Here is a 23,197-nt window from a genome sequence, read left to right on the forward strand (position 1 = left end):
CCCACCCCACCCGAACAAGGAGACCCGATGTCGCACCCCGCCCCCGAGGCTCAGCAGTCGCTGGAGTCGTTCGGCTACAAGCAGGAGCTCAAGCGCTCCATGTCCACCTTCGACCTCGTGGTCTACGGTCTCGTCTTCATGGTGCCCATCGCGCCCTGGGCGATCTTCGGCGTGGTGTTCAACGCCGCGAGCGGCATGGTGCCGCTGGTCTACCTCACCGGCGTGATCGCGATGATCTTCACCGCCCTCGCCTACGCGCAGATGTCGAAGGCGTTCCCGATCGCCGGTTCCGTCTTCTCGTACGTCGGTCGCGGTCTGCACCCCACGGTGGGCTTCTTCGCGGGGTGGGCGATCCTGCTCGACTACCTGCTCGTGCCGACGCTGCTGTACGTGTTCGCGGCCTCGTCGATGGCGGGCATCTTCCCCGACGTCCCGCAGTGGATCTGGGCCGTGTCGTTCGTCATCATCAACACCGTCATCAACGTGCTCGGCATCGGCTCGATCAAGATCGCGAACCGGGTCATGCTCGCGATCCAGCTCGCCTTCGTGGTGATCTTCGTCGTGATCGCGATGGTCGCCCTGTCGTCCGGCACGATCCCCGGCGCGGAGTTCACCATGGCTCCGCTGTGGGATGCCGAGAAGGTCAACCCCGCGCTCATCGCCACGGCCCTGTCGATCGCGGTGCTGAGCTTCCTCGGCTTCGACGGCATCTCGACCATGGCCGAGGAGTCCACGGGCGACCGCAGATCGGGCGGCCGCGCCATGATCATCGCGCTGCTCGTGGTCGCGGTGCTCTTCATCGCGCAGACCTGGTTCGCCAGCGCCCTCGCCGCCGGCACGATCGCCTTCGGTGACGACGAGGTCAACAACGCCTTCTTCCTGCTCGTGGCCCAGGCTGCCGGCAGCGGGTGGGCGACCGCCTTCCTCGCGGTCAACGTCATCGCGGTCGGCATCGCCAACGCGGTCGCGGCCCAGGCGGCGACCTCGCGCCTGCTCTACTCGATGAGCCGCGACCGGCGCCTTCCCGCCTTCCTGTCGAGGGTCACCTCGCGCCAGGTGCCGATGGCGGCGATCCTGCTGGTGAGCGCGATCTCGCTCGTGCTGGTGCTGTTCTTCGTCGGTCAGATCGCGGTGATCTCGTCGCTGGTGAACTTCGGTGCCCTGCTCGGCTTCATGCTGCTGCACGTGTCGGTCGCGGCGTACTACCTCGGCAAGAAGAAGTCGAAGAACTACCTGCTCCACCTCGTCGTGCCGCTGGTCGGCTTCCTGATCATCGGGTACGTGCTGCTCAACGCCGACATGACCGCCAAGATCGGCGGCATCCTGTGGCTGGTCGTCGGCGCGATCGTCTACGTGATCTTCGCCCGCAAGAGCGGCGGGGCTACCGGACCCCTGCCCGAGCACGCCACGGCGACCGCCGGAGAGGGCGGCGGAGAGGTGGCGTCCCGATGACCGTCGAGCACCGGCTCGGCAAGGAGCACGGTCGCCCGGGGTACGACGCGTCGGTGCCCCCGGTGCTGCGCATCCGTCCCGGCACCGGCGAGAGGATCGCGTTCGAGACCGACGACGCGGTGTACGCCGAGCTGCACGAGCACGGCGATCTCGCTGCCCTCGAGGCGCCGATCAACCCGGTGACGGGCCCCGTGTACGTCGAGGGGGCGAAGCCGGGCGACGCGCTCGCGGTGCACGTGCACGAGATCCGCCTGGGGGACTACGGCTGGTCGCAGAGCCTCCCCGGCGCCGGAGCGCTGCAGCACCGCATGCCCGATCACGTCGTCAGCCGGCGCATCCCGATCGATGCCGCCGGCGTGCACCTCACCGAGCGGCACGTGGTGCCCGCCCGCCCGATGATCGGGTGCATCGGAACGGCGCCGGCGACGGGGCAGAACTCCACCGTCATGCCCACGACCGCGCTCGGCGGCAACATGGACCTCACCGACGTCGCCCCGGGCGCGACGGTGTACCTGCCCGTGGAGGTCGAGGGGGCTCTGCTGTCGATCGGCGACATCCACGCCGTGATGGCCCGCGGCGAGTCGTCGTTCGTCGCGATCGAGGCGGCGGGGGTGGCCGTCGTCTCGGTCGAGGTGATCCCGGATGCCGCTCTGCGCGCGCCCCGTGTCGAGACCGACGAGGAGTGGATCTTCGTCGGCCTGGGCGACCCCGTGCAGGAGAGCGTCCGGCGCGGCTACGAGGACGTCTTCGACGACCTCGTCGACGAGCGCGGCTGGGACCGGATGGACGCGTACGCGGTCATGAGCGCCCTCGTGCACAGCGAGTTGGGCGGGCCGACGGGGTCGGAAACGCCCGATCCGCTGCATCCGTTCCGCGCCGTGGGTGCGGTGACCCTGCACCGCCTGCCCAAGAGCGTGCTCTGACCCCGGGCCGAATCCCGCTGAGACTGCACCTCGCTGACAAAACGTGCGCAGCCTGCAACCGGCTTGTCAGCGAGATGCAGTCTCGCGGCACCTGCGGGGATGCGGCGACCCGCCGCCGGTTCGAGCGGGGTCGGAGCGCCGTGTAACATCGTCCCTTGGAAGTGTGTCCGAGCGGCCTAAGGAGCATGGCTGGAATCCATGTAGGCGGGGTAACTCGCCTCGCAGGTTCAAATCCTGTCACTTCCGCCACACGAAGAGCGTCACCCCTCAGGGGGTGGCGCTCTTCGCTCGTCAGACGGCGGTGGTCTCGCGCTCCGGAGCCTCGGCCCCCGGCCGCACGATGAGTGAGCGCGGCGCGACGCGCGCCACGAGGCGCCGTGTGCGGGATGCCCCCGACGCCAACTGCGTGCGGACGCGCTCGACCGCGTCGGCGAGCGCGGGTCCCGCTGCGGCATCCGGCGCCGTTCCGGCGTAGCTGACCTCTTCGAGGGCACCGCGGAGCAGATCGACGTCGTCGGCGGCCACGCCGTGCTCGTCGACGAGCTGGGCGGCGTAGGCACGTGGCGACACGCTCGCGGGGGAGGGGATGCCGAGATCGACGGCGTCTTCGCGCATCGCCGTCCAGGCGGCCACCGGGTCTCCCGCCCGCGCGGCGGCGAGTCGACGGCGCCGGACGATGGTGCGCACGACAGATGGTGCGGCGGCCAGCAGCAGCAGTGCCAGCGCGATCACGACGGACGGGATCCACGCCGTGCCGGTGCGGGCGCCCACGCCCGCACCTCCCGCCTCCACCGCCCCGGTGTCTCCGCGATCCGCCGACGACGCCGCCGGCGACGGCGCCGTCGAGGGAACGGCCGCGTCCTCTTCGGGGGTCGTGGGGGCGGCCCCGCCGGTCGTGGAGCTGGAGGCGAAGTTCGTGGGAACGCCGAGGCTGTTGGTCGGCTCGAAGGGCACCCAGCCGATGCCCTGGAAGTACACCTCGGGCCAGGCGTGCAGTTGGCTGGAGGTGACCGTGTACTCGGTTCCCCCCTGCTGCGGGATGCTCGAGGCCGTGCCGGGGAGATACCCGATCACGATGCGCGAGGGCATGCCCAGCGAGCGCGCCATCACCGCGAACGCCGAGGCGTAGTGCACGCAGTAGCCCGCGCGCACCTGCAGGAAGTCGGCGACGGCATCCATCCCCGCCCCGTCGAAGCCCGCCTCGACGGGCGCATCGAGGGAGTAGCGGAACGCGCTGCTGCGGAACCACGTCTGCAGGTCGATCAGCGCGTCGTACGACGTGCTCGCGCCAGCGGTCACCTGCCGGGCGGTGTCGCCGATGACGGCGGGGACGTCGGGGGGCAGCGAGCTCAGCGCCGGGTCGAGGTCGGGACTGCCGACCTGACGGGCGCGGATCTGCTCGAGGGTCGGGCGGGGCACGTTCGCCTGCACCTCGTACACCTGGTTGCGCGTCGAGCCGGCGCGGGTGACGACGGTGCGGTTCTGCGGCATGCCCAGCCAATCGCCCGACAGTCCCGTGACGGTCGAGGCGGGGTAGGGCACGGGCAACCACGGGCTGTCGAGCTGATCGACGGTGACCGTGGTCGACCAGTCGGCCAGCGCGATGTCCTGGTCGACGCCCACACGGTCGAACACGGGCCCGTCGGGGGGCACGGGGACCGTGTCGGAGCTGTCGGGTTGCCACACGGCGCCGTCGAACCGCGAGAGCGTGACAGCACGCAGGTACGGGGCGGTCGGCCCGGTCGTGCGCACGGTCAGCACGTCGACCTCGCGCGGCTGGCGCAGGTCGTTGCCGAGTTCGAGGTTGGGGTTGATCGTCGTCCCGATACCGCCCGTTCCACCGGTCGCGAAGCGCAGGCCCGGCTGCGGCAGAAGCGGGGTGGCGACCACGGCGACGATGACGGCGACGGCGGCGACACCGAGCGCGGTCGAGGAGGCGCCCAGGCGACGCGGGGCAGGATCCCGGTCGGACGCCGCGATCGCCCGAGCACGCGTGTCGACGCGCAGGAGGAACAGCAGCGACGCCGCCAGCAGCACGAAGGCGACGATGTCGACGTCGGAGGGGATCGCGATGGTCGGGATCAACGAGACCGCGACGAGACCGACGCCGGCGAGCAACGGCATCCGGGCCGTGAGCACGACGTGGTCCAGCACCAGGGCGAGCCCGCCGATCGCTCCCACGAGCAGGAACGCCAGGCCGACGGCCGGTTCGACGGGGGCGACGCCGAGGCGGATCTCCTCCGACGCACCCGAGAGCAGACCCGGGACGCTCGCGAAGGTGGCGGGGGTGGGGATGAGCCCGAGGAGCGCCGTCGTGCGACCGAAGATCGCCGTCAGCAGCACGACCCACACGCCGAGCTCGATGGCGCTGGCGAGGATCGCGGGCAGGCGGGCGATGCGCACCAGCAGGCCCGCGCCCAGCACCCCGGCTGTCACGAGGACGGCACCGGCGACCCAGGGGCCCGGCGCGATGACCGAGAACACCGGCAGCATCGCCGAGACGATCGCGGCGAACAGCCCCAGCGTCAGCATCGTGGCGTCGCGACGTCGACGCGGGGTGCGCAGCACCGTGAGATCAGCCGACACGGGAGTACCCCTGTTCCATGGCGTCGTCCCAGGCCGCGGCGACCTCCCCGCCCGACCGCACGAGTGCCGCGCGCCATCCGCCGGCGCGCAGGCCGTCGAGGTCGGCATCGATTCCCTCGTCGGCGACCACGATCAGCACCGGCATCGCCGAGTGTCGAGCCACGGTTCCCAGCGACGCGCGATCGTCGGCCCCCAGTCGTCCGGTCACCACCACGACCGGGCCCAGCAGCGCGCCGGCCGAGGCGGGCACGATGCGGTGCGAGGGGTCGTCGGATCGCGCGCGCAGGCTCGCGAAGCCCGCCGCGGTCCGGCGGGCGTCGATGTCGTCACCGCCCTCGACGGGGTCGGTGAGCAGGGCCCCGTCGCTGTCGACCACGTCGACCGTGTAGCCCTCGTGCACGAGACGCGCGATGACCGACACGCACGCGCTCACGGCCGTCTCGAACGCCGCATCGGCGCCGGGGGCGTGCGCGGCGAGCGGCGACCAGCGCGACAGAGCGCGGTCGAAGACGACGGTCGCGGCCGGAGACGACTCCTGCTCCTCCTGGCGCACCATGAGCGTGTCGCGGTGCGCCGTCGCCCGCCAGTGGATGCGCCGCATCGAATCGCCCGGGGCGTAGGGCCGGGCGACGAGGTTGTCGGCGCCCTGGCCCAGCTGCATCGTCGTCGTCTGGCGCGAACCGCCGGCCTCGCCCGAGGCGGTGGGCAGGGGCGCGAGGTCGACCACGGCCGGACCCACGGTGACCGCGGTGGGGCGCCCAAGGGCGAGCCGCCGCCGCACGAGGCCGAAGGGATCCGTCGTGGTGACCTCGAACGGACCGAGGGAATGGATGCCGCGCGACGTGCCGACGACCTCGTAACGCACCTCGATCGTTCCGCCCGCGCCCGCGAGTGTCGACGAGAGGCCGGGAGAGGCGCCCTCCGCCCGACCCGAGAGGCCCGACGGCAGTGCGTCGCGCCACCGACCGGGACCCGTGGGCAGCGCGCTCTGCAGGCCCGCGCGCACGAGCACGCTCGCGCGGGCGCCAACCTCGGGAACCTCGGGGGTGATCGTGCGCGTCACCGAACCCGCCCCCCGCGTGAGCAGCAGAGCGATGCCGGAGGCCGCGAGAAGCGCCGCCAGCAGCGAGGCGAAATACAACAGCTCCGGGATGCCGGCGCGCTGGGCGATCACGAACGACGCCACGGCCAGCAGCACCGCGCCGGTGCCACGGACGGTGAACGGCCACCAGCGGCGCACGGCCGGCCTCACGGTCGCGGCGCGAGCGGCACGCGGACGCTCGCGGCGATCCGCTCGAGCGCGTCGGCGACCACGGCGGCCCCGGCGCGACCGCCGGCCGCCGACCGGTTGGCGATCAGACGGTGGGCGAACACCGGCGACAGCAGTGCCGTGATGTCGTCGGGGATGACGTAGGCGCGCCCGTCGAGGGCCGCGCGCACCTTCGCCGCGCGCACGAGCTGCAGGGTCGCGCGGGGGCTCGCGCCCAGGCGGATGTCGGGATGGCTGCGGGTCGCCTGCGCGAGGGCGACGACGTACTCCTCGAGCGCGGGCGCGACGTGCACGCCGCGAGCCCAGGCGGTCATTGCCGTCACCTGACGCGCGCTCACCACGGGGGTCAGCCCGTCGAGCGGGTTCACACTGTCGCGCTGGCGCAGCATGAGCGCCTCGGCCGCGGCATCCGGATACCCCATCGAGATGCGCAGCAGGAAGCGATCGCGCTGCGCCTCGGGCAGCGCGTAGGTGCCCTCCATCTCGAGGGGGTTCTGCGTCGCGACGACGAGGAACGGCGAGGGGAGCACGTGGGTCCGACCGTCGACGGTGACCTGGCGCTCCTCCATCGCCTCCAGCAGCGACGACTGCGTTTTGGGGGAGGAGCGGTTGATCTCGTCGGCGATCACGATGTTGGCGAACACGGCGCCGGGGGTGAACTCGAACTGCCGCTGCACCGGGTTGAAGACGGATACGCCCGTGATGTCGCCGGGGAGGAGGTCGGGCGTGAACTGGATGCGCCGCACGTCGGCGTCGACCGTGGCGGCCAGGGCCCGCGCGAGCATGGTCTTGCCGACGCCGGGGACGTCTTCGATTAACAGGTGTCCCTCGGCGAGCAACGCAATCAGGGCGCTGCGCACGGCATCGGGCTTGCCGTCGATCACCCGCGAGACGGATGCCACGATGTCGCCGGTCAGCTGAGCGAACGACGCGGCGTCCAGGCCGATGTCGACGCCCGGGCGCGGGCTCGTGTCGGTGCGGCGTGTCCGCGTGGTCGCCTCGGGCGTGACCGTCTCGTCCATGGCATCCCTTGTGTCGTGGAGGGCGGCGGCGCATCCTCGCCGCCGTGACCTGATCGTAACCCGCGTCATGGTGCGGCGGGCCGGAACGGAGCGGGTGCACAGGCGGCGCACGGCTGCCGCCCTAGGATCGGGGGCGTCGATCCGCCCGAGGAGCCCCATGCCCGACACCGCGACCACCCTCCCTTTCACCCACGTGCTCGCCGTCGACATCGGCGGGACCAAGGTCGACGCGGCCCTCGTGTCCGTCGACGGGGAGGTCGAGCGCGCGAGCGTGACCCGGCGTCCGACGGGGCGCGAGGCCGACCGCGCGCAGATCGCCCGCAACGTCCGCGAGGCTGCCGCCGCAGCGCTCGCCGCCGTCCCCACCGCCCGCGTGGGAGCGATCGGGGTGGGCAGCGCCGGTCCCGTCGACCTGCCGTCGCGGTCGGTGTCGCCGTTGAACCTGCCGCTGGCCGCGGGGTTGTCGATCGACGAGGTCCTCGGCGGACTGGTCGACGGTCCGATCCACCTGGCCCTCGACGGCACCTGCATCGCCCTCGCCGAGCACTGGCGCGGAGCACTGGTCGGCTGCGACGACGCGATGGCCATCGTCGTGTCGACGGGCGTGGGCGGCGGCTTCGTCATGGGCGGTCAGCCCGTGCGCGGCGCGAGCGGCAACGCCGGACACCTCGGTCAGATCTTCGTGCGCACCATCGAAGACGACCAGGTCGTGGCCTCGACCCTCGAGGCGGTCGCGGCCGGCCCCGGAACGGTCGCGTGGGCCCGCGCCCAGGGGTGGGAGGGACTGACGGGGCTCGACCTCGCCGCCTCGCACGCGGCGGGCGATGACATCGCCGTCCGCGCGGTGCGGCGATCGGCCACCGCCGTCGGACAGGCGATCGCGGCCGCGGCCATGCTGTGCGACCTCGAGGCCGTCGCCATCGCCGGCGGGTTCTCTCAGGTCGCTCCCGACTACATCGACCAGGTGCGTGCGGCGGCGCAGGCCGCGTCGCTGCACGCCTACGCCCGCCGCTGCCGCATCGTCGGGTCGGGACTCGACGGCGACGGACCGCTGTTGGGTGCCGCGGCGCTCGCGTTGCAGGCGTGAGGCGTCGCGTGGTCGAAGCGACCAGTCCCGACGACTCGCGCGGGCGGCTGCCCGCACGGCGTGAAGAGGCCGACGAGTCGGGTAAGCTAGTCGACGGCTCTCCGCGTGGCGGTATCCCGGCCAACTCCCCCAGGACGGAAACGTAGCAAGGGTAACCAGGCTCTACCGGGTGCGCGGAGGGTCTTTTTCTTTGCCCGGAGCCCGGAGCCCGGAGCCCAGAGCCCATTCCGGATGCCGTGCCTCAGCGCCGCGCGAAGGGCCCGTCGAGCACCGCCCACTGCAGCAGCATGATCGTCTTGGCATCCTGGATCGATCCGTCGCGGATCTTCGCCAGCGCGACGTCGATGTCGTACTCGAGGATCTCGATCTCCTCGTCCTCTTCGGCAAGGCCCCCGCGATCGCCCTCGCGCTCGGTGCCGTCGTAGGCCGCGGCGAAGAAGTGCAGGCGCTCGGTGACTGATCCCGGGCTCATGTAGACGTCGAACACGTGCTGCACCTCATCGACCCGCACCCGCGTCTCCTCCTCGGCCTCGCGACGGATCGCGGTGACCGGATCGTCGTCGTCGAGCAGGCCCGCGGCGGTCTCGATGAGCATGCCGTCGGGGTGGTCGTTGACGTACACGGGGTAGCGGAACTGCCGGGTGAGCAGCACGGTGCGCCGCGCGGGGTCGTACAACAGGATCGTCGCACCGTTGCCGCGGTCGTACGTCTCGCGCGTGAGGGTCGTCCACTCGCCGTCGTCGCCGCGATAGCGGAACGTCGTCGCCCGCAGGACGTGCCAGCCCGCGGCGAGGAGCTCGACGCGGGTGACCTCCACTCGCGGGTTGCGGTCGAGGTCTCGGCCGGTGAGGTGCAGACCGGTGCGGCCGCGGTGATCGGCGACGGTGGTGCCGGGGCGAGGGTCGATCATGATTCGGAACAATAGTGCAGAAACATGCAAGAATGTGAAGCATGCTCGCTGCCGCCCGCAAAGACGTCCTGCTCGACCGGCTCCGGCGTGACGGGCGTCTCGTCGTGAAGGACATCGCCGTCGAGCTGGGGCTCTCCGAAGACAGCATCCGCCGGGATCTCCGAGAGTTGGATGCCGCGGGCCAGGCGGTGCGCGTCTACGGCGGGGCGCTCCCGGCGTCGCCCGCCGTCGCCGACTACGCCGCTCGTCGCGAGGTCGCGCGGGGGAGTAAAGAGCGCGTGGCCGCCGCAGCGGTCGCCCTCATCGAGCCCGGCTCCACGGTGCTGCTCGACGGCGGCACGACGACCCTGGCGATGGTCGACCTGCTGCCGCGCTCGTTCGGCGGCACGGTCATCACCCACTCGCCGACGATCGCGGCCGCACTTCTCGACCACGACGCCGAGGTCATGATCCTCGGCGGGCGCCTCTTCAAGCACTCCGCCGTCGCCTGCGGGGCCGCGGCGGTGGAAGCGGCGCAGAACGTCAGCGCCGATCTCTTCTTCTTAGGAGTGACGGGGGTTCACCCCGAGACGGGGCTGTCGACGGGTGATGCCGAGGAGGCGGCCATGAAGCGCACTCTCGCCGCCCGCGCGGCAGAGACGTTCGTTCTCGCCAGCGAAGAGAAGCTCGGAGCGGCCTCGCGGTTCGGCATACTTCCACTCGACGGGGTCGCGGGGATCATCGCCGACCTCGATCCCTCCGCGCCCCTCGCCGCGGACCTCCGGAGGGCCGGCGCCCGGATCGTGCCGGTGGACCCCTCCTGATCACTCGACGCCGAAGCAACCCCGCGGCGGTGTCGGAGGCCCGCAATAGGCTGGCTCCGTGACGCAGAGCATCTACATCACGTCGGCCGAAGGTCATTCGGGCAAATCCTCGGTGGCTCTGGGCGTCCTCGACGCCCTCAGCCGCGTCACGCCGCGCGCGGGGGTGTTCCGTCCCATCGCGCGATCGACGGCCGAGCGCGACTACGTGCTCGAGATGCTGCTCGATCACGACAGCGTCGACCTCGCCTACGACGATTGCGTGGGCGTCACCTACGACGACGTGCGCGACGACGCCGACGCCGCTCTAGCTCGCATCGTCGAGCGGTACAAGGCGGTCGAGGCCCAGTGCGACGCGGTCGTCATCATCGGCAGCGACTACACCGATGTGGGCAGCCCCGCTGAGCTGGCATACAACGCCCGCATCGCCGCCAACCTGGGCGCCCCCGTGCTCCTCGTGCTCGGCGGTCGCGCGCAGCAGGGTCACAGCGAGACGCTGGGAATGTCGGTCGCGCGCACCCCGCACGAGGTCGGGCAGATCGCCTCGCTCGCCGTCTCCGAACTGCAGCACGAGCGGGCGGCGCTGTTCGCCGTGATCGCCAACCGCGCCGATCCCGACCACCTCGACGAGATCACGGCATCCGTGCGTCAGGTCGTCGACGCGCTTCCCATCGGCGCCGCCGCCGAACGCCGCAGCGTGCCCGTCTGGGCTCTCCCCGAAGACCGCTTCCTCATCGCCCCCTCGGTGCGCGGCGTGCTGCGCTCGGTCGAGGGCGAGCTCATCAAGGGCGACCCGGCGCTGCTGACCCGCGAGGTGCTCGACGTGGTCGTCGCGGGGATGTCGATGGTCAACGTGCTGCCGCGGCTCAAAGAGTCCGCGGTCGTGGTCATCCCGGCCGATCGCAGCGAGGTACTCATCGCCGCCCTGCTGGCCAACGCCTCGGGCACGTTCCCCTCGCTCGCCGGCATCGTGCTCAACGGCGGATTCGAGCTGCCCGATGCGATCGTGCGCCTGATCGACGGCCTCGGCTCGCCGCTGCCGATCATCGCGACCGACCTCGGCACCTACGACACCGCGGTGCGCATCATGAACACGCGCGGTCGCCTCGCCGCCGACTCGCAGCACCGCTACGACACCGCCCTCGCCCTGTTCGAACGCCACGTCGACACCGAACTGCTCACGCGCGAGCTCGGCGTCGCCCGCCCGAGCGTGGTCACCCCGCTCATGTTCGAATACGGCCTGGTCGACCGCGCTCGCAGCGACAAGCGCCGCATCGTGCTGCCCGAGGGCAACGACGACCGCGTGCTGCGGGCGGCGGCCACCGTGCTCTCGCGCGGCATCGCCGACCTGACGATCCTGGGCGAACCGATCGAGGTGCGCGGGCGCGCGATCGAGCTCGGCATCGACATCCGCGACGCCGAGGTGCTCAGCCCCTTCGACGCCGTGCACGTCGACAAGTTCGCGACCGAGTACGCCCGACTCCGTGCCCACAAGGGCGTCACCTACGCGCAGGCCGCCGACACCGTGACCGACGTGTCGTACTTCGGCACGCTCATGGTGCACCTGGGTCTCGCAGACGGCATGGTCTCGGGCGCCGCTCACACCACGGCGCACACGATCCGGCCCGCGTTCGAGATCATCAAGACCGCCCCCGGTGTCTCGGTCGTCTCGAGCGTCTTCCTCATGGCCCTCGCCGACCGCGTGCTCGTCTACGGCGACTGCGCCGTCATCCCCGACCCCACGAGCGAGCAGCTCGCCGACATCGCCGTGTCGTCGGCCGCCACCGCCGAGCAGTTCGGCATCGCACCGCGCGTGGCGATGCTGTCGTACTCGACGGGGGAGTCGGGCACGGGGGCCGACGTCGAGAAGGTCCGCACCGCCACCGCCCTGGTGCGCGAGCGCGCGCCCGAACTGCTGGTCGAGGGGCCCATCCAGTACGACGCCGCCGCCGACGCGGCCGTCGCGCGGGCCAAGATGCCCGACTCCGAGGTCGCCGGTCGCGCGACGGTGTTCGTCTTCCCCGACCTCAACACGGGCAACAACACCTATAAGGCCGTGCAGCGCTCGGCCGGCGCGGTGGCCATCGGTCCCGTGCTGCAGGGCCTGAACAAGCCCATCAACGACCTCTCGCGCGGCGCCCTCGTCGACGACATCGTGAACACCATCGCGATCACCGCGATCCAGGCCCAGGGGGGCACCCAGTGAGCGTCGTCCTCGTCGTCAACAGCGGTTCGTCGTCGTTCAAGTACCAGTTGCTCGACATGGCGCACGAGCAAGTGCTGGCATCCGGTCTCGTGGAGCGCATCGGAGACCCTTCGACAGGCTCAGGGACCGGGGGAACGGCAACCCACACGGTCGCTTCGGCCTCCCTCGCCGCTCCCGACGCTCCGGCGCCCACGGTGACGGATGCCACGTACACGATCGAGCGCGAGATCCCCGACCACACCGCGGGCTTCGCCGTCATGCTCGACGCTTTCGCGGCGCACGGACCGTCGCTCGAAGAGCACGCCCCCGTCGCGGTCGGGCACCGTGTCGTGCACGGCGGCGCGCGCTTCTTCGCCCCCACCGTCGTGACGCCGCTCGTCGAGATCAACATCGACGAGCTGTCCGTGCTGGCACCCCTCCACAACCCCGCGAACCTCGCCGGGATCGTCGCGGCGAAGAAGGCGTTCCCCGACGTCGCGCACGTGGCCGTGTTCGACACCGCGTTCCACCAGTCACTCGCTCCCGAGGCCTACACCTACGCCATCGACCGCGAAGTCGCCGAGGCCCATCGCATCCGCCGGTACGGCTTCCACGGCACGAGCCACAAGTTCGTCAGCGAGGCCGCGGCCGCCTTCGTGGGCCGCCCGCTCACCGAGCTGAAGCAGATCGTGTTCCACCTCGGCAACGGCGCCTCGGTCGCCGCGATCGAGGGCGGCCGTTCGGTCGACACCTCGATGGGCCTCACGCCCCTCGAGGGGCTCGTCATGGGCACGCGCTCGGGAGACCTCGACCCGGCGGTGCTGCTGCAGCTCGCGCGTCGCGCCGACATGTCGACCGCCGATCTCGACACGCTGCTCAACAAGCGCTCGGGCCTGCTCGGCATCGCGGGGGTGTCCGACATGCGCGACATCCAGCAGCGACGTGAGGCGGGAGACCCGGCGGCGCGCCTGGCCTTCGACGTCTACATCCATCGCCTGCGGGCGTACGCGGGCGCCTACCTCGCGCAGTTGGACGGCGTCGACGTGATCTCCTTCACCGCGGGGGTGGGCGAGAACGCCGCCGCCGTGCGGGCCGAGGCCCTGGCCACGCTCGGATTCGCCGGGGTCGAGATCGACGCCGAGCGCAATGCGACGCGCGGACGCGGCATCCGGCGCATCTCCACCGACGCCTCGCGCGTCGAGGTGCTCGTCGTGCCCACCGACGAAGAGCTCGAGATCGCGCGGCAGACCCTGTCGGTCACCCGCTGAGACACTTCGTCCCGCTACGCTGACCCCGCCCTGCTGGGGCGACCGTCTTCTTCGACCCGGAGTTCTCCATGACCCCCACCGCCGATCTGCCCGACCTGACGACGTTCGACGGGGTGCTGTTCGATCTCGACGGCGTGCTGACTCCCACCGCCGAGGTGCACATGCGGGCGTGGAAGACGATGTTCGACGAGCTGTTCGCCGCGTGGAAGATCGAGCCGGCCTACACCGACCGCGACTACTTCGAGTACGTCGACGGCAAGAAGCGCTACGACGGCGTGGCGAGTCTGCTGCGCAGCCGCGACGTCGAGGTGCCGTGGGGCGATCCCTCCGACGACCCGTCCGAAGACACCGTGTGCGGGGTCGGCAACCGCAAGAACGTGGTCTTCTCCGAGATCCTGCGCCGCGAGGGCATCGCCCCCTACCCGGGTTCGGTGGCCCTTCTCGACGTGCTGCAGGAGGCCGGGGTCCCCATCGCGGTCGTGTCGAGCTCGAAGAACGCCGTCGAGGTGCTCGAGGCCGCCGGCATCCGCGATCGCTTCCCCGTCGTCATGGACGGCGTCGTCGCCGAGCGCGACCATCTGTCGTCGAAGCCCGCTCCCGACGTGTTCGCCGAGGCGGCGCGCATGCTCGGGGTCGACCCGGCCCGATCCGTCGCCGTCGAAGACGCCCTGAGCGGCGTGAAGTCGGCGGTCGCTGCCGAATACGCGGTCGTCGTCGGCGTGGATCGCGGCGTCGGCGCCGAAGACCTCGCGTCCGCCGGGGCCACCGTGGTCGTCGACGACCTCGCGGCCTTCGTAGACTGAGCCGTCGCCTGCACGCGACCCACCCGACTCACCGCGGGCACGGGGTACGCCCCCTCGCCCTGGAAGGCACGTGATGATCGATCGCGATCGTTTCCCCATCGACGAATGGCGTCTCGTCGAAACCGAGTTCTCGCTCGATGACGTGGGGGTCACCGAGACCCTCTTCGCGGTCGGCAACGGCTATCTCGGACTGCGCGGCAACTCCATCGAGGGCCGGTTCGCCCTCGAGCAGGGCACGTTCATCAACGGCTTCCATGAGACGTTCCCGATCCGCCACGCCGAGCAGGCCTACGGCTTCGCCGAGGTCGGTCAGACGATCATCAACGCTCCGGATGCCAAGGTCATGCGCGTCTACGTCGACGACGAGCCGCTGTCGCTCGACGTGGCCGACGTGCGCGAGTACGAGCGCGTGCTCGACATGCGCCAGGGGATCCTGCGTCGCAACCTCCTCTGGGTCACGCCCTCGGGCAAGCGCGTGCGCATCGAGGACGAGCGCTTCGTCTCGTTCGACGAGAAGCACCTCGCGGTGCTGCGCCTGACCGTCACCGTGCTCGACGCCGACGCTCCCGTCACCGTGAGCAGCCAGCTGCTCAACCGTCAGGACGGCGAGGGCATCTACGGCGGCTCGCCCATGGCGTCGAAGCAGTCCGGTTTCGACCCGCGCAAGACCGAGAAACTCAGCGACCGCGTGCTGCAGCCGCGCGAGTACTGGCAGGACGGCAACCGCTCGGCCCTCAGTTACGAGGTCAGCGAGTCGAACATGACGCTCGCCGTCATCGCCGACCACCTCGTCGAGACCGAGAACGAGTACACCTCTCGTCAGCTCATCGAGCCTGACATCGCCAAGAACGTCTACCGGGTGCACGCCCGGGCCGGTGTGCCCACGACGATCACCAAGCTCGTGAGCTACCACACCTCTCGGGGCGTCCCGACGGGCGAGCTGCTCGACCGCTGCCGCCGCACGCTCGATCGCGCGGTCGAGACGGGTGTCGACCGGCTCGTCGAGAAGCAGATCGCCTGGTACGCCGACTTCTGGGATCGCTCCGACGTCCGCATCGGTGGTCACGGCGACCTGCAGCAGGCCACGCGCTGGTGCCTCTTCCAGCTCGCGCAGGCGGCCGCCCGCGCCGACGGGCAGGGCGTGCCGGCCAAGGGCGTCACGGGCTCGGGGTACAGCGGGCACTACTTCTGGGACACCGAGGTCTACGTGCTGCCGTTCCTGGCGTACACGTCGCCGCTGTGGGCCCGCAACGCGCTGCGCATGCGGTATCTCATGCTCCCCGCGGGTCGCAAGCGCGCGCACCAGCTCAACGAGGCCGGGGCGTTGTTCCCGTGGCGCACGATCAACGGCGAGGAGGCCTCGGCCTACTACGCCGCGGGTACCGCGCAGTACCACATCAACGCCGACGTGGCCTACGCGCTCGCGAAGTACGTGCGGGCGACCGGCGACGAGGAGTTCCTCGCCCGCGAGGGCGTCGACATCGCCGTCGACACGGCCCGCCTGTGGGCGACGCTGGGGTTCTGGCGCTCGAGCGACGGCTCCGACGACGGGGAGCGCGACTCCTTCCACATCCACGGCGTCACCGGGCCCGACGAGTACACCACCGTCGTCAACGACAACTTGTTCACCAACGTCATGGCGCGGTTCAACCTGCGCTTCGCCGCGCGCACGGTCCGCGATCTCGCCGAGAACGACCCCGATGCGTACGCGCACATGGCCGATCGCATGAACCTCGACCCGTCGGAGCCCGAGCGGTGGGACAAGGCCGCCGAGGCCATGCACATCCCGTTCAGCGAGGCCCTCGGCATCCACCCCCAAGACGCCGTGTTCCTCGAGCGCGAGATCTGGGACCTCGAGAACACCCCGCCCGATCAGCGTCCTCTGCTGCTGCACTTCCACCCGCTGGTGATCTACCGGTACCAGGTGCTCAAGCAGGCCGACGTGGTGCTCGCGCTGTTCCTGCAGGGCAATCACTTCACGGATGCCGAGAAGCTCGCCGACTTCGAGTACTACGACCCGCTGACCACGGGCGACTCGACGCTCTCGGCGGTCGTGCAGTCGATCCTCGCGGCGGAGGTCGGCTACCAGGATCTCGCCCTGGAGTACTTCCGCCAGGCCGCGTTCGTCGACCTCGGCGACCTGCATCACAACGCCTCCGACGGAGTGCACGTGGCCTCGGCCGGTGGCGTGTGGACGGCCCTCGTCAGCGGTTTCGGCGGCATGCGCGACCATTTCGGTCTGCTGACCTTCGACCCGCGTCTGCCCGCCGACTGGCCCGAGCTGTCATACGTGCTGCACTGGCACGGCACGCGCCTCGACATCACCCTCACCGCGTCGGCGCTGACCCTTCGCGCCGGGGGAGAGGGCGGCCCCGTCACCTTCGCCGTGCGCGGGGTGGATTACACCGTCGCTCCGGATGAGACGGTGCGCGTGGCCCTGCACGGTCAGGGTCCGGTGCGGCCCGGTCGTCCCTCGATCCGTCAGCTCGAGGGCTCCGTGCGCGAGGACGGCACGCTGCTGTCGGCGTCGGTGCCGATCGTCACCGCGACCATCCCGGTCGTCGGCGACGACGAGGCGCCCATCGCGGTCGGACTCGACGGCGGTTTCTGAGCTCTTCGAACGCGGCGGCACCCTGCGGGGGGTCGCCGCGTTCGGCGTTCGCGGGCGCCTTCTTCGCCCGCGGGAGGAGGATCGGGGAGGGGAGGATGCCACGGGTCGATCGCGTCCTCCGTCGACCGGATCCCCGCCATTCCGCGCGGCCCGAGGGGCGATCGCCCGAGGCCGCGGAGGCGATGTCGGAGGTACGCCGTAGGCTGGTGGAGTGACGACAGCCCTGTACCGCCGATACCGCCCCGAGGCGTTCGGCGAGATGATCGGGCAGTCGCAGGTGACCGAGCCGCTCATGACCGCCCTGCGCAGCGACCGCGTGGGTCACGCGTATTTGTTCTCGGGTCCGCGCGGCTGCGGAAAGACCACCTCGGCCCGCATTCTGGCGCGCTGCCTCAACTGCGCAGCGGGCCCCACCGACACCCCCTGCGGCACGTGCGACAGCTGCGTCGAGCTGGGGCGCGGCGGCGGCGGGTCGCTCGACGTGGTCGAGATCGACGCCGCCAGCCACAACGGCGTCGACGACGCGCGCGACCTGCGCGAGCGCGCGATCTTCGCCCCCGCACGCGACCGCTTCAAGATCTTCATCCTCGATGAGGCGCACATGGTGACGCAGCAGGGCTTCAACGCCCTGCTCAAGCTGGTCGAAGAGCCTCCGGCCCACGTGAAGTTCATCTTCGCCACCACCGAGCCCGAAAAGGTGCTCGGCACCATCCGCTCGCGCACGCACCACTACCCGTTCCGGCTGGTTCCGCCCGCCGCGATGCTCGAGTACGTCCAAGAGCTCTGCGAGACCGAGGGCGTGAGCGTCGAGGCCGGCGTGCTGCCCCTCGTCGTGCGCGCCGGCGGCGGGTCGCCCCGCGACACCCTCTCCCTTCTCGACCAGCTCATCGCCGGCAGCGACGCGGATTCCGCGGGCCACGTGCTGGTGCGCTACGAGCGCGCGGTCTCGCTGTTGGGCTATACGCACTCCGAGCTGCTCGACGAGGTCGTCGACGCCTTCGCCGCGAACGACGGCGGAGGAGCCTTCGCCGCCGTCGACCGCGTCGTGCAGACCGGCCAAGACCCCCGCCGCTTCGTCGACGACCTGCTCGAGCGCCTGCGCGACCTGATCATCGTGGCCGCCACGGGTGCGGGCGCCGCCGCGGTCCTGCGCGGGGTTCCCGACGACGAGCTCGAGCGCATGTCGCGCCAGGCCACCGCCTTCGGAACCACCCGTCTGTCCCGCACGGCCGACCTCGTGGTGGCCGCGCTCGACGAGATGACCGGCGCCACCTCTCCCCGCCTTCAGCTCGAGTTGCTGGTGGCGCGCGTGCTCACGCACGCGGGTGTCGCTCAGGGCGGCTCGCCCGCCACGGCGCACGATATCGAAGCAGGGCGCGCTCATGCCGCAGCCCCCGCGCAGGTCACCCCCGCGACGGGGCGTCCCGCGTCTCCCGCGGCCGACATCGCCGCACCGTCGACCCAGCCGGCGGTGTCGTCCGCTCCCGCGGCGGCCCCTCGCATCGCGTCGCCCGGTACCTCGGCAGGCGGTGCCTCGGCGGGCGGCGCCTCGTCGCCGGCCGTGGCCTCTCCGAAGATCGCTTCACCGGCGGTGGCCTCACCGACCGTGGCCTCGCCGGCCGTCGCTTCCCCTGGCATCGCGTCGCCCGGGGTCGCCTCCCCCCGCATCGCGTCGCCGGGCGCGGCAGCCCCCACGGTGGCGTCTCCGGGCGTCAGCGCCCCGCGGGTCGCGGCTCCCGGTCGCCCCGAGCCGACGTCGGCGGATGCCGAGAGGCCCGCGCCCGCGAACGCGACGAACCGCGTCGCCGCCCCGGCAGCGACGGCCGGCAGCGCCCCCTCCGACGATGACGCTCCGCCGCCCTTCACCGACGACGACGCTCCGCCGCCGTTCGACGACGGTGACGCTCCCGTGTTCGACGAGCCCGCGCCGACTCGCGCGGTCTCGCCCGCGGCGGCCGTCGAACCGGCTCTCGCCATGCCCGACGACGACGACGAAGCGCACCCCTTCGACAGGGCGCCCTCGGCGGCATCCGTCTCGAAGTCCGGAGACGGCCAGGCATCCGATCCTGTCGCGGACGCCGAGCCGGCCGCGAAGCCCGAGCCGGCCGCGAAGCCCGAGCCGGCCGCGAAGCCCGAGCCCGCCGCGAAGCCCGAGCCCGCCGCGAAGCCCGAGCCGGCCGCGAAGCCCGAGCCGGCCGCGAAGCCCGAACCGGCTCCGGCGTCCGAGCCGACGACGAAGGCCGCGCCGGCGTCAGAGCCCGAGCCGGCGTCCACGACCCCGCCCGCTGAAGCGGCCGTGGCAGCCGAGCCCGCAGAACGCGCCGAGCCCGCCGCTGCGGCTGAGCCGGCGCCACGCCCCGCACCCGGTGCGACAGCCGAGAACGACGCGGCGGCCGAACCCGCTGCTGCGGCTGAGTCCGCCGGTGCCGTTCCCGCAGCCGACGAAGCCTCCCCGCTCGAGCCGTCGGCCCCGACGCCGCCGGCGACCCCGGTCGGCCCGATCGACCTGGCGCACGTGCGCGACGCGTGGCCCGAGGTGCTGGGTCAGCTCGAGGTGGCCAGCCGTGCCTCGTGGCTGATCGTCTCGACCTCGACCGTCGTCGCCTACGACGACGACGTGCTCACCCTCGCGTTCCGCACGACGAACGATCTGTCGGCGTTCAAGACCCGCACGCCCGAGGGCGGCCCGAGCGAAGACCTTCGACAGGCGATCCAGGCCGTGCTCGGCGTCCGGGTGAAGTACCTCGCTCGCCTCGAAGGCGACCAGCCCGGCGGCCCCGGCGGGTCGGGCGGTGGCCCCGGCGGCCAGGGCGGCGCTCCGCGTGGACCGGCAGGCTCGGCGTCCGCCGGCCCCGAGGCCACGCGACGGAGCGGGCAGCAGCCCTCCGCGCCGCGCACCGCGACCTCGTCGGCGCCGTACGCCTCGTCGGTGACCGAGTGGGCCGTGGCGCCCATCCCGGCCTCCGACGGCGGTGCGCCGTCGGCGTTCCGCGCTCCGACCGCCCTGGCGGTCGACGACGAACCCGATGAGGCCTCCGCCGGCATCGCACCGGCCACACCCGTCCGCGAGGGCGTCGTGCTCCCGCCCCGCGACGTGGCCCGGTCGGTCCCGGCCCCCGAGGAGGTCGACGACGACGACGTGATCCCGCCCGCCGACGAGACCGAGGCTCCGCTGCCACCCGTCGTGGTTCCGCGCATGCCCCCGCTCGGCGGCGGCGTGCAGCGTTACGGCGAGGCGGTCGTGCGGCAGATGCTCGGTGCCACCTACGTGCGTGACGAACCCTACGAGCCCCCGACGAGGTTCAACTGATGTACGACGGAATCGTCCAAGACCTCATCGACGAGTTCGGCCGCCTGCCGGGCATCGGCCCGAAGTCGGCGCAGCGCATCGCGTTCCACATCCTGCAGTCGCCGTCGTTCGACGTGTCGCGCCTGTCGACCCTGCTCGGCGAGATCCGCGACAAGGTCAAGTTCTGCGAGATCTGCGGCAACGTCACCGAGCAGGAGCGCTGCTCGATCTGCCGCGACCCCCGCCGCAACGCCACGCTGATCTGCGTCGTCGAAGACGCCAAAGACGTGGCCGCGATCGAGCGCACCCGCGAGTTCCGCGGTCTGTACCACGTGCTCGGCGGGGCGATCAGCCCCATCGCCGGCATCGGACCCGACGACCTGCGCGTCACCCAGCTCATGCAGCGCCTCGCCGACGGCACCGTGCAGGAGGTCATCCTCGCGACCAACCCCAACCTCGAGGGCGAGGCGACCGCGACCTACCTCAGCCGGCTGCTGCACACGCTCGAGATCCGCGTCACCCGCCTGGCATCCGGACTCCCCGTCGGCGGAGACCTCGAGTACGCCGACGAGGTCACCCTGGGCCGCGCCTTCGAAGGTCGCCGCACGCTCTGACCCCGGCCTCGGGAAGATGAGGCCGTCGCGGCGAATCTCAGGATTCGCCGCGAGAAGTTGCACGTGGTGAACCGCTCGTTCACCCCCCGCTCCCGTGTTCGCCACAGACGGGGAGCACCTTCTCACCTGCGGAACATCGGAGTGTCACCCGAAGACACGGCGTACGGTCCGTCAGACAGGGGACCCTTCGTGAGCAATCCGCTCTCCGCGCCGTCCGGCGCGCTCGCACGCGTCGTCTTCGACACCTTCCGCTCGGCCGACGATCCGATGCTCGCGGCATGGCTCGCCTTCCGCGCCCGCGCCTTGCCGGCGGCATCCACCCCTCCCTTGCCGAGCGTCCGCACGCAGGACGCCCCCGGTAAGCGGGGGATGTTCGGGGTGTGGCGGCTGCTCGCCACGAACAACCGCGAGCTCGCCCGCGGCAGCTCGCTGCACGAGTCGCCCGATTCCGCGTGGGCCGAGGCGGAGGGACTGCGCGCCCGCTTCGCCGAACTCACGCCGTCGGTCATGCGCGGCTCTGCCGCGATGCGGCACGGCTGGGCGCTGCGACTGAGCGGGGAGCCGGTGCTGATCTGCTCGCGCTGGTACGAATCACCGGGCGAGGCCAATGCGGCCGCGCGCGCCGCGCGCGACAGCCTCGGGCGTTCGACCATCGTCCGCGCCTTCAACATCGGCACCCGGTCCGGGCGGCGCCACCGTCAGACCGGCCCCGCGGTCCAGCTCGTTGACTGACACCGACGAGGTCAACGCGAGATTCCGTATCCGAGCCCTCCTCGGTTCGGGGGCCACGGCATCCGTGTACGACGCCCTCGACACGACGACGGACAAACGGGTCGCGCTGAAGGTCCTGCACCCTCACCTCGCCGACGACCCCGCCCTCGCGCGGGCGTTCCTGCGGGAGTCCGAGATCGTGGCGGGCCTGTCGCACCCGGGTCTGAGCGCCTCGGTCGCCCGAGGTGACGGAGCGACCCCCTCCCGGTCGTGGACGGCGTGGGGCTTCGTCGAGGGGGTTTCGCTCACCGAGACCGTGCGGGGGTCCGGCGCCCTCGATCACGCGTCCGCGCTGACGGTGGCCGCCTCGCTTCTCGATGCCCTCCAGGTGCTGCATTCCGCGGGCATCGTGCACCGAGACATCTCGCCCGCCAACGTGCTGATCGCGCGCGGGGCCGACGCGCGCATCCTCGGCGTGCACCTCATCGACTACGGCCTGTCGGCCCCCGTGGGCGAGTCCGCCCGCGGAGCCGACGTGCTGCGCAGTGCGGCCGGCGAGGGTGTCGTCGGAAACGCGTCGTACGCCTCGCCGGAGCAACTCCGAGGAGACCCCGTCGGCGTGGCGGGAGATCTCTACCAGGTGGCGGGGGTGCTGTACTTCGCACTGGCGGGGACCCCGCCGTTCCCTCGCTCCTCGGTGGCGGACACGGTCCGCGCCCACCTCACGGCCCTCCCGCCCACGGCGTCCGTGGCGGCGCCGGGGGTGCCCGTCGCCGTCGACCGGCTGATCGTCCGGGCGCTGCTGAAGGAACCCGCGGAACGCTACCCGGACGCGCGTGCCATGCGCGCGGCGATCGACCCCCTCCTCTCCCGGGCGCACCGGGAGTCGGCCCTCCCCGAGGACCCCGCCCCCGCGCCCACCCGCGTCCTCACCGCCGCGCATCCGCTCGCTCCGGCGCCGATCGAACCCGAACCCCGTGCGACCTCGCCGTGGCTGTGGGTGCTCGCGGCGGCCGCCGTCACCGTGGTGGTCGCGGTGATCGCCGCCGCCGCACTGCCCACGGCATCCGGATCGGCTGCCGCCCCCGCGTCGGCAGCGCCCGCCGCGGTCGTGAGCGCCGACCCCGTCGTCGCCACTCCCCTTCCCACGCCCTCCGATCCGGTGCCGACCACTCCGGTCGCGCCGATCTCCGCGCCCATGCCGGAGGTGCGGGGCCTCGCCCTCGCCGACGCCGCCGAGGCGCTGCGGCGGGCGGGCCTGCTGCCCGGTGTCGTGACCGCCCACGACGGACCGTCCGCCGCCCAGACGGTGCTCGCGGCCGGGGCCGACGTCGGGTCCGAGCTTCCGATCGGGAGCGCCGTCGACCTCGCCGTGGCGAGCGGATGGACCGTCGTGCCCGAGGTCGCCTCGTTCGCCGAGCGCGACGCGGTCGGGCTCGTGTCGGCCGCGGGACTCGTGCCCCTGGTCGTGCGTGAACCTCGACCCGGCATCATCGGGGCGGTGGTCACCGTCGAACCCGCGGTCGCGACGCGGCAGGTGCTCGGCTCGACCGTCACGATCGTGGTCGCCACGGCGTCCGTCGCCTCTCCCACGGTGACCCCGCGGCCGTCCGCCACCGTCCCCAGCCCGGCGCCGTCGTCTTGACGTCTCCGGATGAGGATGCGG

At 71.9% G+C, this 23,197-nt stretch carries 16 protein-coding genes, 1 tRNA gene and 1 other RNA gene; 14 read left to right on the top strand and 4 right to left on the bottom strand.

The window, feature by feature from the left end; all coding sequences use genetic code 11:
- Positions 1-27 precede the first annotated feature (27 nt).
- The 3 genes from M3667_RS13775 (at position 28) to M3667_RS13785 (ending at position 2,624) form a co-directional block, all read left to right on the top strand.
- A complete protein-coding gene (locus M3667_RS13775) occupies positions 28-1,452 on the top strand; it encodes an APC family permease (RefSeq protein ID WP_251508805.1) in 1,425 nt (474 codons plus the stop codon).
- On the top strand, positions 1,449-2,375 hold the full coding sequence (locus M3667_RS13780) for an acetamidase/formamidase family protein (RefSeq protein ID WP_251508806.1): 927 nt from the start codon (positions 1,449-1,451) through the stop codon (positions 2,373-2,375). Before M3667_RS13775 ends, M3667_RS13780 begins: the two co-directional genes overlap by 4 nt.
- A 157-nt stretch (positions 2,376-2,532) precedes the next feature.
- Positions 2,533-2,624 (top strand) — tRNA-Ser (locus tag M3667_RS13785).
- Between the two features lie 42 nt (positions 2,625-2,666).
- Here the strand turns inward: M3667_RS13785 and M3667_RS13790 are convergent.
- Genes M3667_RS13790 through M3667_RS13800 form a run of 3 tightly spaced genes read right to left on the bottom strand, consistent with a single transcriptional unit; the run spans position 2,667 to position 7,253 of the window.
- Entirely contained in the window at positions 2,667-4,961 is a 2,295-nt protein-coding gene (locus M3667_RS13790) for a DUF3488 and transglutaminase-like domain-containing protein (protein WP_251508807.1), read from the bottom strand.
- Positions 4,951-6,201 (bottom strand): DUF58 domain-containing protein, encoded by a 1,251-nt coding sequence (locus tag M3667_RS13795; RefSeq protein WP_251508808.1) that lies wholly within the window; start codon positions 6,199-6,201, stop codon positions 4,951-4,953. The genes M3667_RS13790 and M3667_RS13795 overlap by 11 nt, the downstream gene beginning before the upstream one ends.
- An 8-nt stretch (positions 6,202-6,209) precedes the next feature.
- Complete coding sequence (locus tag M3667_RS13800) at positions 6,210-7,253, bottom strand: MoxR family ATPase (RefSeq protein ID WP_251508809.1); 1,044 nt, start codon at positions 7,251-7,253, stop codon at positions 6,210-6,212.
- 157 nt (positions 7,254-7,410) lie between these two features.
- On the opposite strand from M3667_RS13800, the gene M3667_RS13805 reads away from it, so the two are divergent.
- Both M3667_RS13805 and ffs read left to right on the top strand, forming a co-directional pair.
- The gene (locus M3667_RS13805; RefSeq protein WP_251508810.1) at positions 7,411-8,340 is read left to right on the top strand and encodes an ROK family protein; all 930 of its coding nucleotides are present in this window, start codon (positions 7,411-7,413) and stop codon (positions 8,338-8,340) included.
- A gap of 92 nt (positions 8,341-8,432) precedes the next feature.
- An RNA gene (ffs, locus tag M3667_RS13810) (signal recognition particle sRNA small type) lies at positions 8,433-8,529 on the top strand.
- 52 nt (positions 8,530-8,581) lie between these two features.
- Here the strand turns inward: ffs and M3667_RS13815 are convergent.
- Positions 8,582-9,250 (bottom strand): NUDIX domain-containing protein, encoded by a 669-nt coding sequence (locus M3667_RS13815; RefSeq protein WP_251508811.1) that lies wholly within the window; start codon positions 9,248-9,250, stop codon positions 8,582-8,584.
- Positions 9,251-9,291: 41 nt separating this feature from the next.
- Between M3667_RS13815 and M3667_RS13820 the strand changes: the two genes are divergently transcribed.
- The 9 genes from M3667_RS13820 to M3667_RS13860 all read left to right on the top strand — a co-directional run bounded on the left by M3667_RS13820 (position 9,292) and on the right by M3667_RS13860 (position 23,176).
- Positions 9,292-10,053 (top strand): DeoR/GlpR family DNA-binding transcription regulator, encoded by a 762-nt coding sequence (locus M3667_RS13820; RefSeq protein WP_251508812.1) that lies wholly within the window; start codon positions 9,292-9,294, stop codon positions 10,051-10,053.
- A gap of 58 nt (positions 10,054-10,111) precedes the next feature.
- Positions 10,112-12,256, top strand: coding sequence for a phosphate acetyltransferase (gene pta / locus M3667_RS13825; RefSeq protein WP_251508813.1), 2,145 nt, complete (start codon positions 10,112-10,114; stop codon positions 12,254-12,256).
- Complete coding sequence (locus tag M3667_RS13830; protein WP_251508814.1) at positions 12,253-13,503, top strand: acetate kinase; 1,251 nt, start codon at positions 12,253-12,255, stop codon at positions 13,501-13,503. Before pta ends, M3667_RS13830 begins: the two co-directional genes overlap by 4 nt.
- Positions 13,504-13,571: 68 nt before the next feature.
- On the top strand, positions 13,572-14,306 hold the full coding sequence (locus tag M3667_RS13835; RefSeq protein ID WP_251508815.1) for an HAD family phosphatase: 735 nt from the start codon (positions 13,572-13,574) through the stop codon (positions 14,304-14,306).
- A 73-nt stretch (positions 14,307-14,379) separates the two neighbouring features.
- Entirely contained in the window at positions 14,380-16,917 is a 2,538-nt protein-coding gene (locus M3667_RS13840; RefSeq protein WP_251508816.1) for a glycoside hydrolase family 65 protein, read from the top strand.
- 211 nt (positions 16,918-17,128) lie between these two features.
- Positions 17,129-20,227: a DNA polymerase III subunit gamma and tau gene (locus tag M3667_RS13845; protein WP_308196466.1), complete on the top strand. Its 3,099-nt coding sequence runs from the start codon at positions 17,129-17,131 to the stop codon at positions 20,225-20,227.
- A complete protein-coding gene (gene recR, locus M3667_RS13850) occupies positions 20,227-20,820 on the top strand; it encodes a recombination mediator RecR (RefSeq protein WP_013585718.1) in 594 nt (197 codons plus the stop codon). Before M3667_RS13845 ends, recR begins: the two co-directional genes overlap by 1 nt.
- Positions 20,821-21,009: 189 nt before the next feature.
- Positions 21,010-21,552 (top strand): hypothetical protein, encoded by a 543-nt coding sequence (locus M3667_RS13855; RefSeq protein WP_251508817.1) that lies wholly within the window; start codon positions 21,010-21,012, stop codon positions 21,550-21,552.
- Positions 21,545-23,176, top strand: coding sequence for a serine/threonine-protein kinase (locus M3667_RS13860; protein ID WP_251508818.1), 1,632 nt, complete (start codon positions 21,545-21,547; stop codon positions 23,174-23,176). The genes M3667_RS13855 and M3667_RS13860 overlap by 8 nt, the downstream gene beginning before the upstream one ends.
- Positions 23,177-23,197: the final 21 nt, after the last annotated feature.

Origin of the sequence: Microbacterium sp. P26, assembly GCF_023712585.1 — a bacterium.
GTDB lineage: Bacteria > Actinomycetota > Actinomycetes > Actinomycetales > Microbacteriaceae > Microbacterium > Microbacterium algihabitans_A.

Coding starts and splice junctions, on each gene's coding strand:
- M3667_RS13775 (WP_251508805.1), top strand. CDS start 28: ATGTCGCACCCCGCCCCCGAGGCTCAGCAGTCGCTGGAGTCGTTCGGC.
- M3667_RS13780 (WP_251508806.1), top strand. CDS start 1,449: ATGACCGTCGAGCACCGGCTCGGCAAGGAGCACGGTCGCCCGGGGTAC.
- M3667_RS13800 (WP_251508809.1), bottom strand. CDS start 7,253: ATGGACGAGACGGTCACGCCCGAGGCGACCACGCGGACACGCCGCACC.
- M3667_RS13805 (WP_251508810.1), top strand. CDS start 7,411: ATGCCCGACACCGCGACCACCCTCCCTTTCACCCACGTGCTCGCCGTC.
- M3667_RS13815 (WP_251508811.1), bottom strand. CDS start 9,250: ATGATCGACCCTCGCCCCGGCACCACCGTCGCCGATCACCGCGGCCGC.
- M3667_RS13820 (WP_251508812.1), top strand. CDS start 9,292: ATGCTCGCTGCCGCCCGCAAAGACGTCCTGCTCGACCGGCTCCGGCGT.
- M3667_RS13835 (WP_251508815.1), top strand. CDS start 13,572: ATGACCCCCACCGCCGATCTGCCCGACCTGACGACGTTCGACGGGGTG.
- M3667_RS13840 (WP_251508816.1), top strand. CDS start 14,380: ATGATCGATCGCGATCGTTTCCCCATCGACGAATGGCGTCTCGTCGAA.
- recR (WP_013585718.1), top strand. CDS start 20,227: ATGTACGACGGAATCGTCCAAGACCTCATCGACGAGTTCGGCCGCCTG.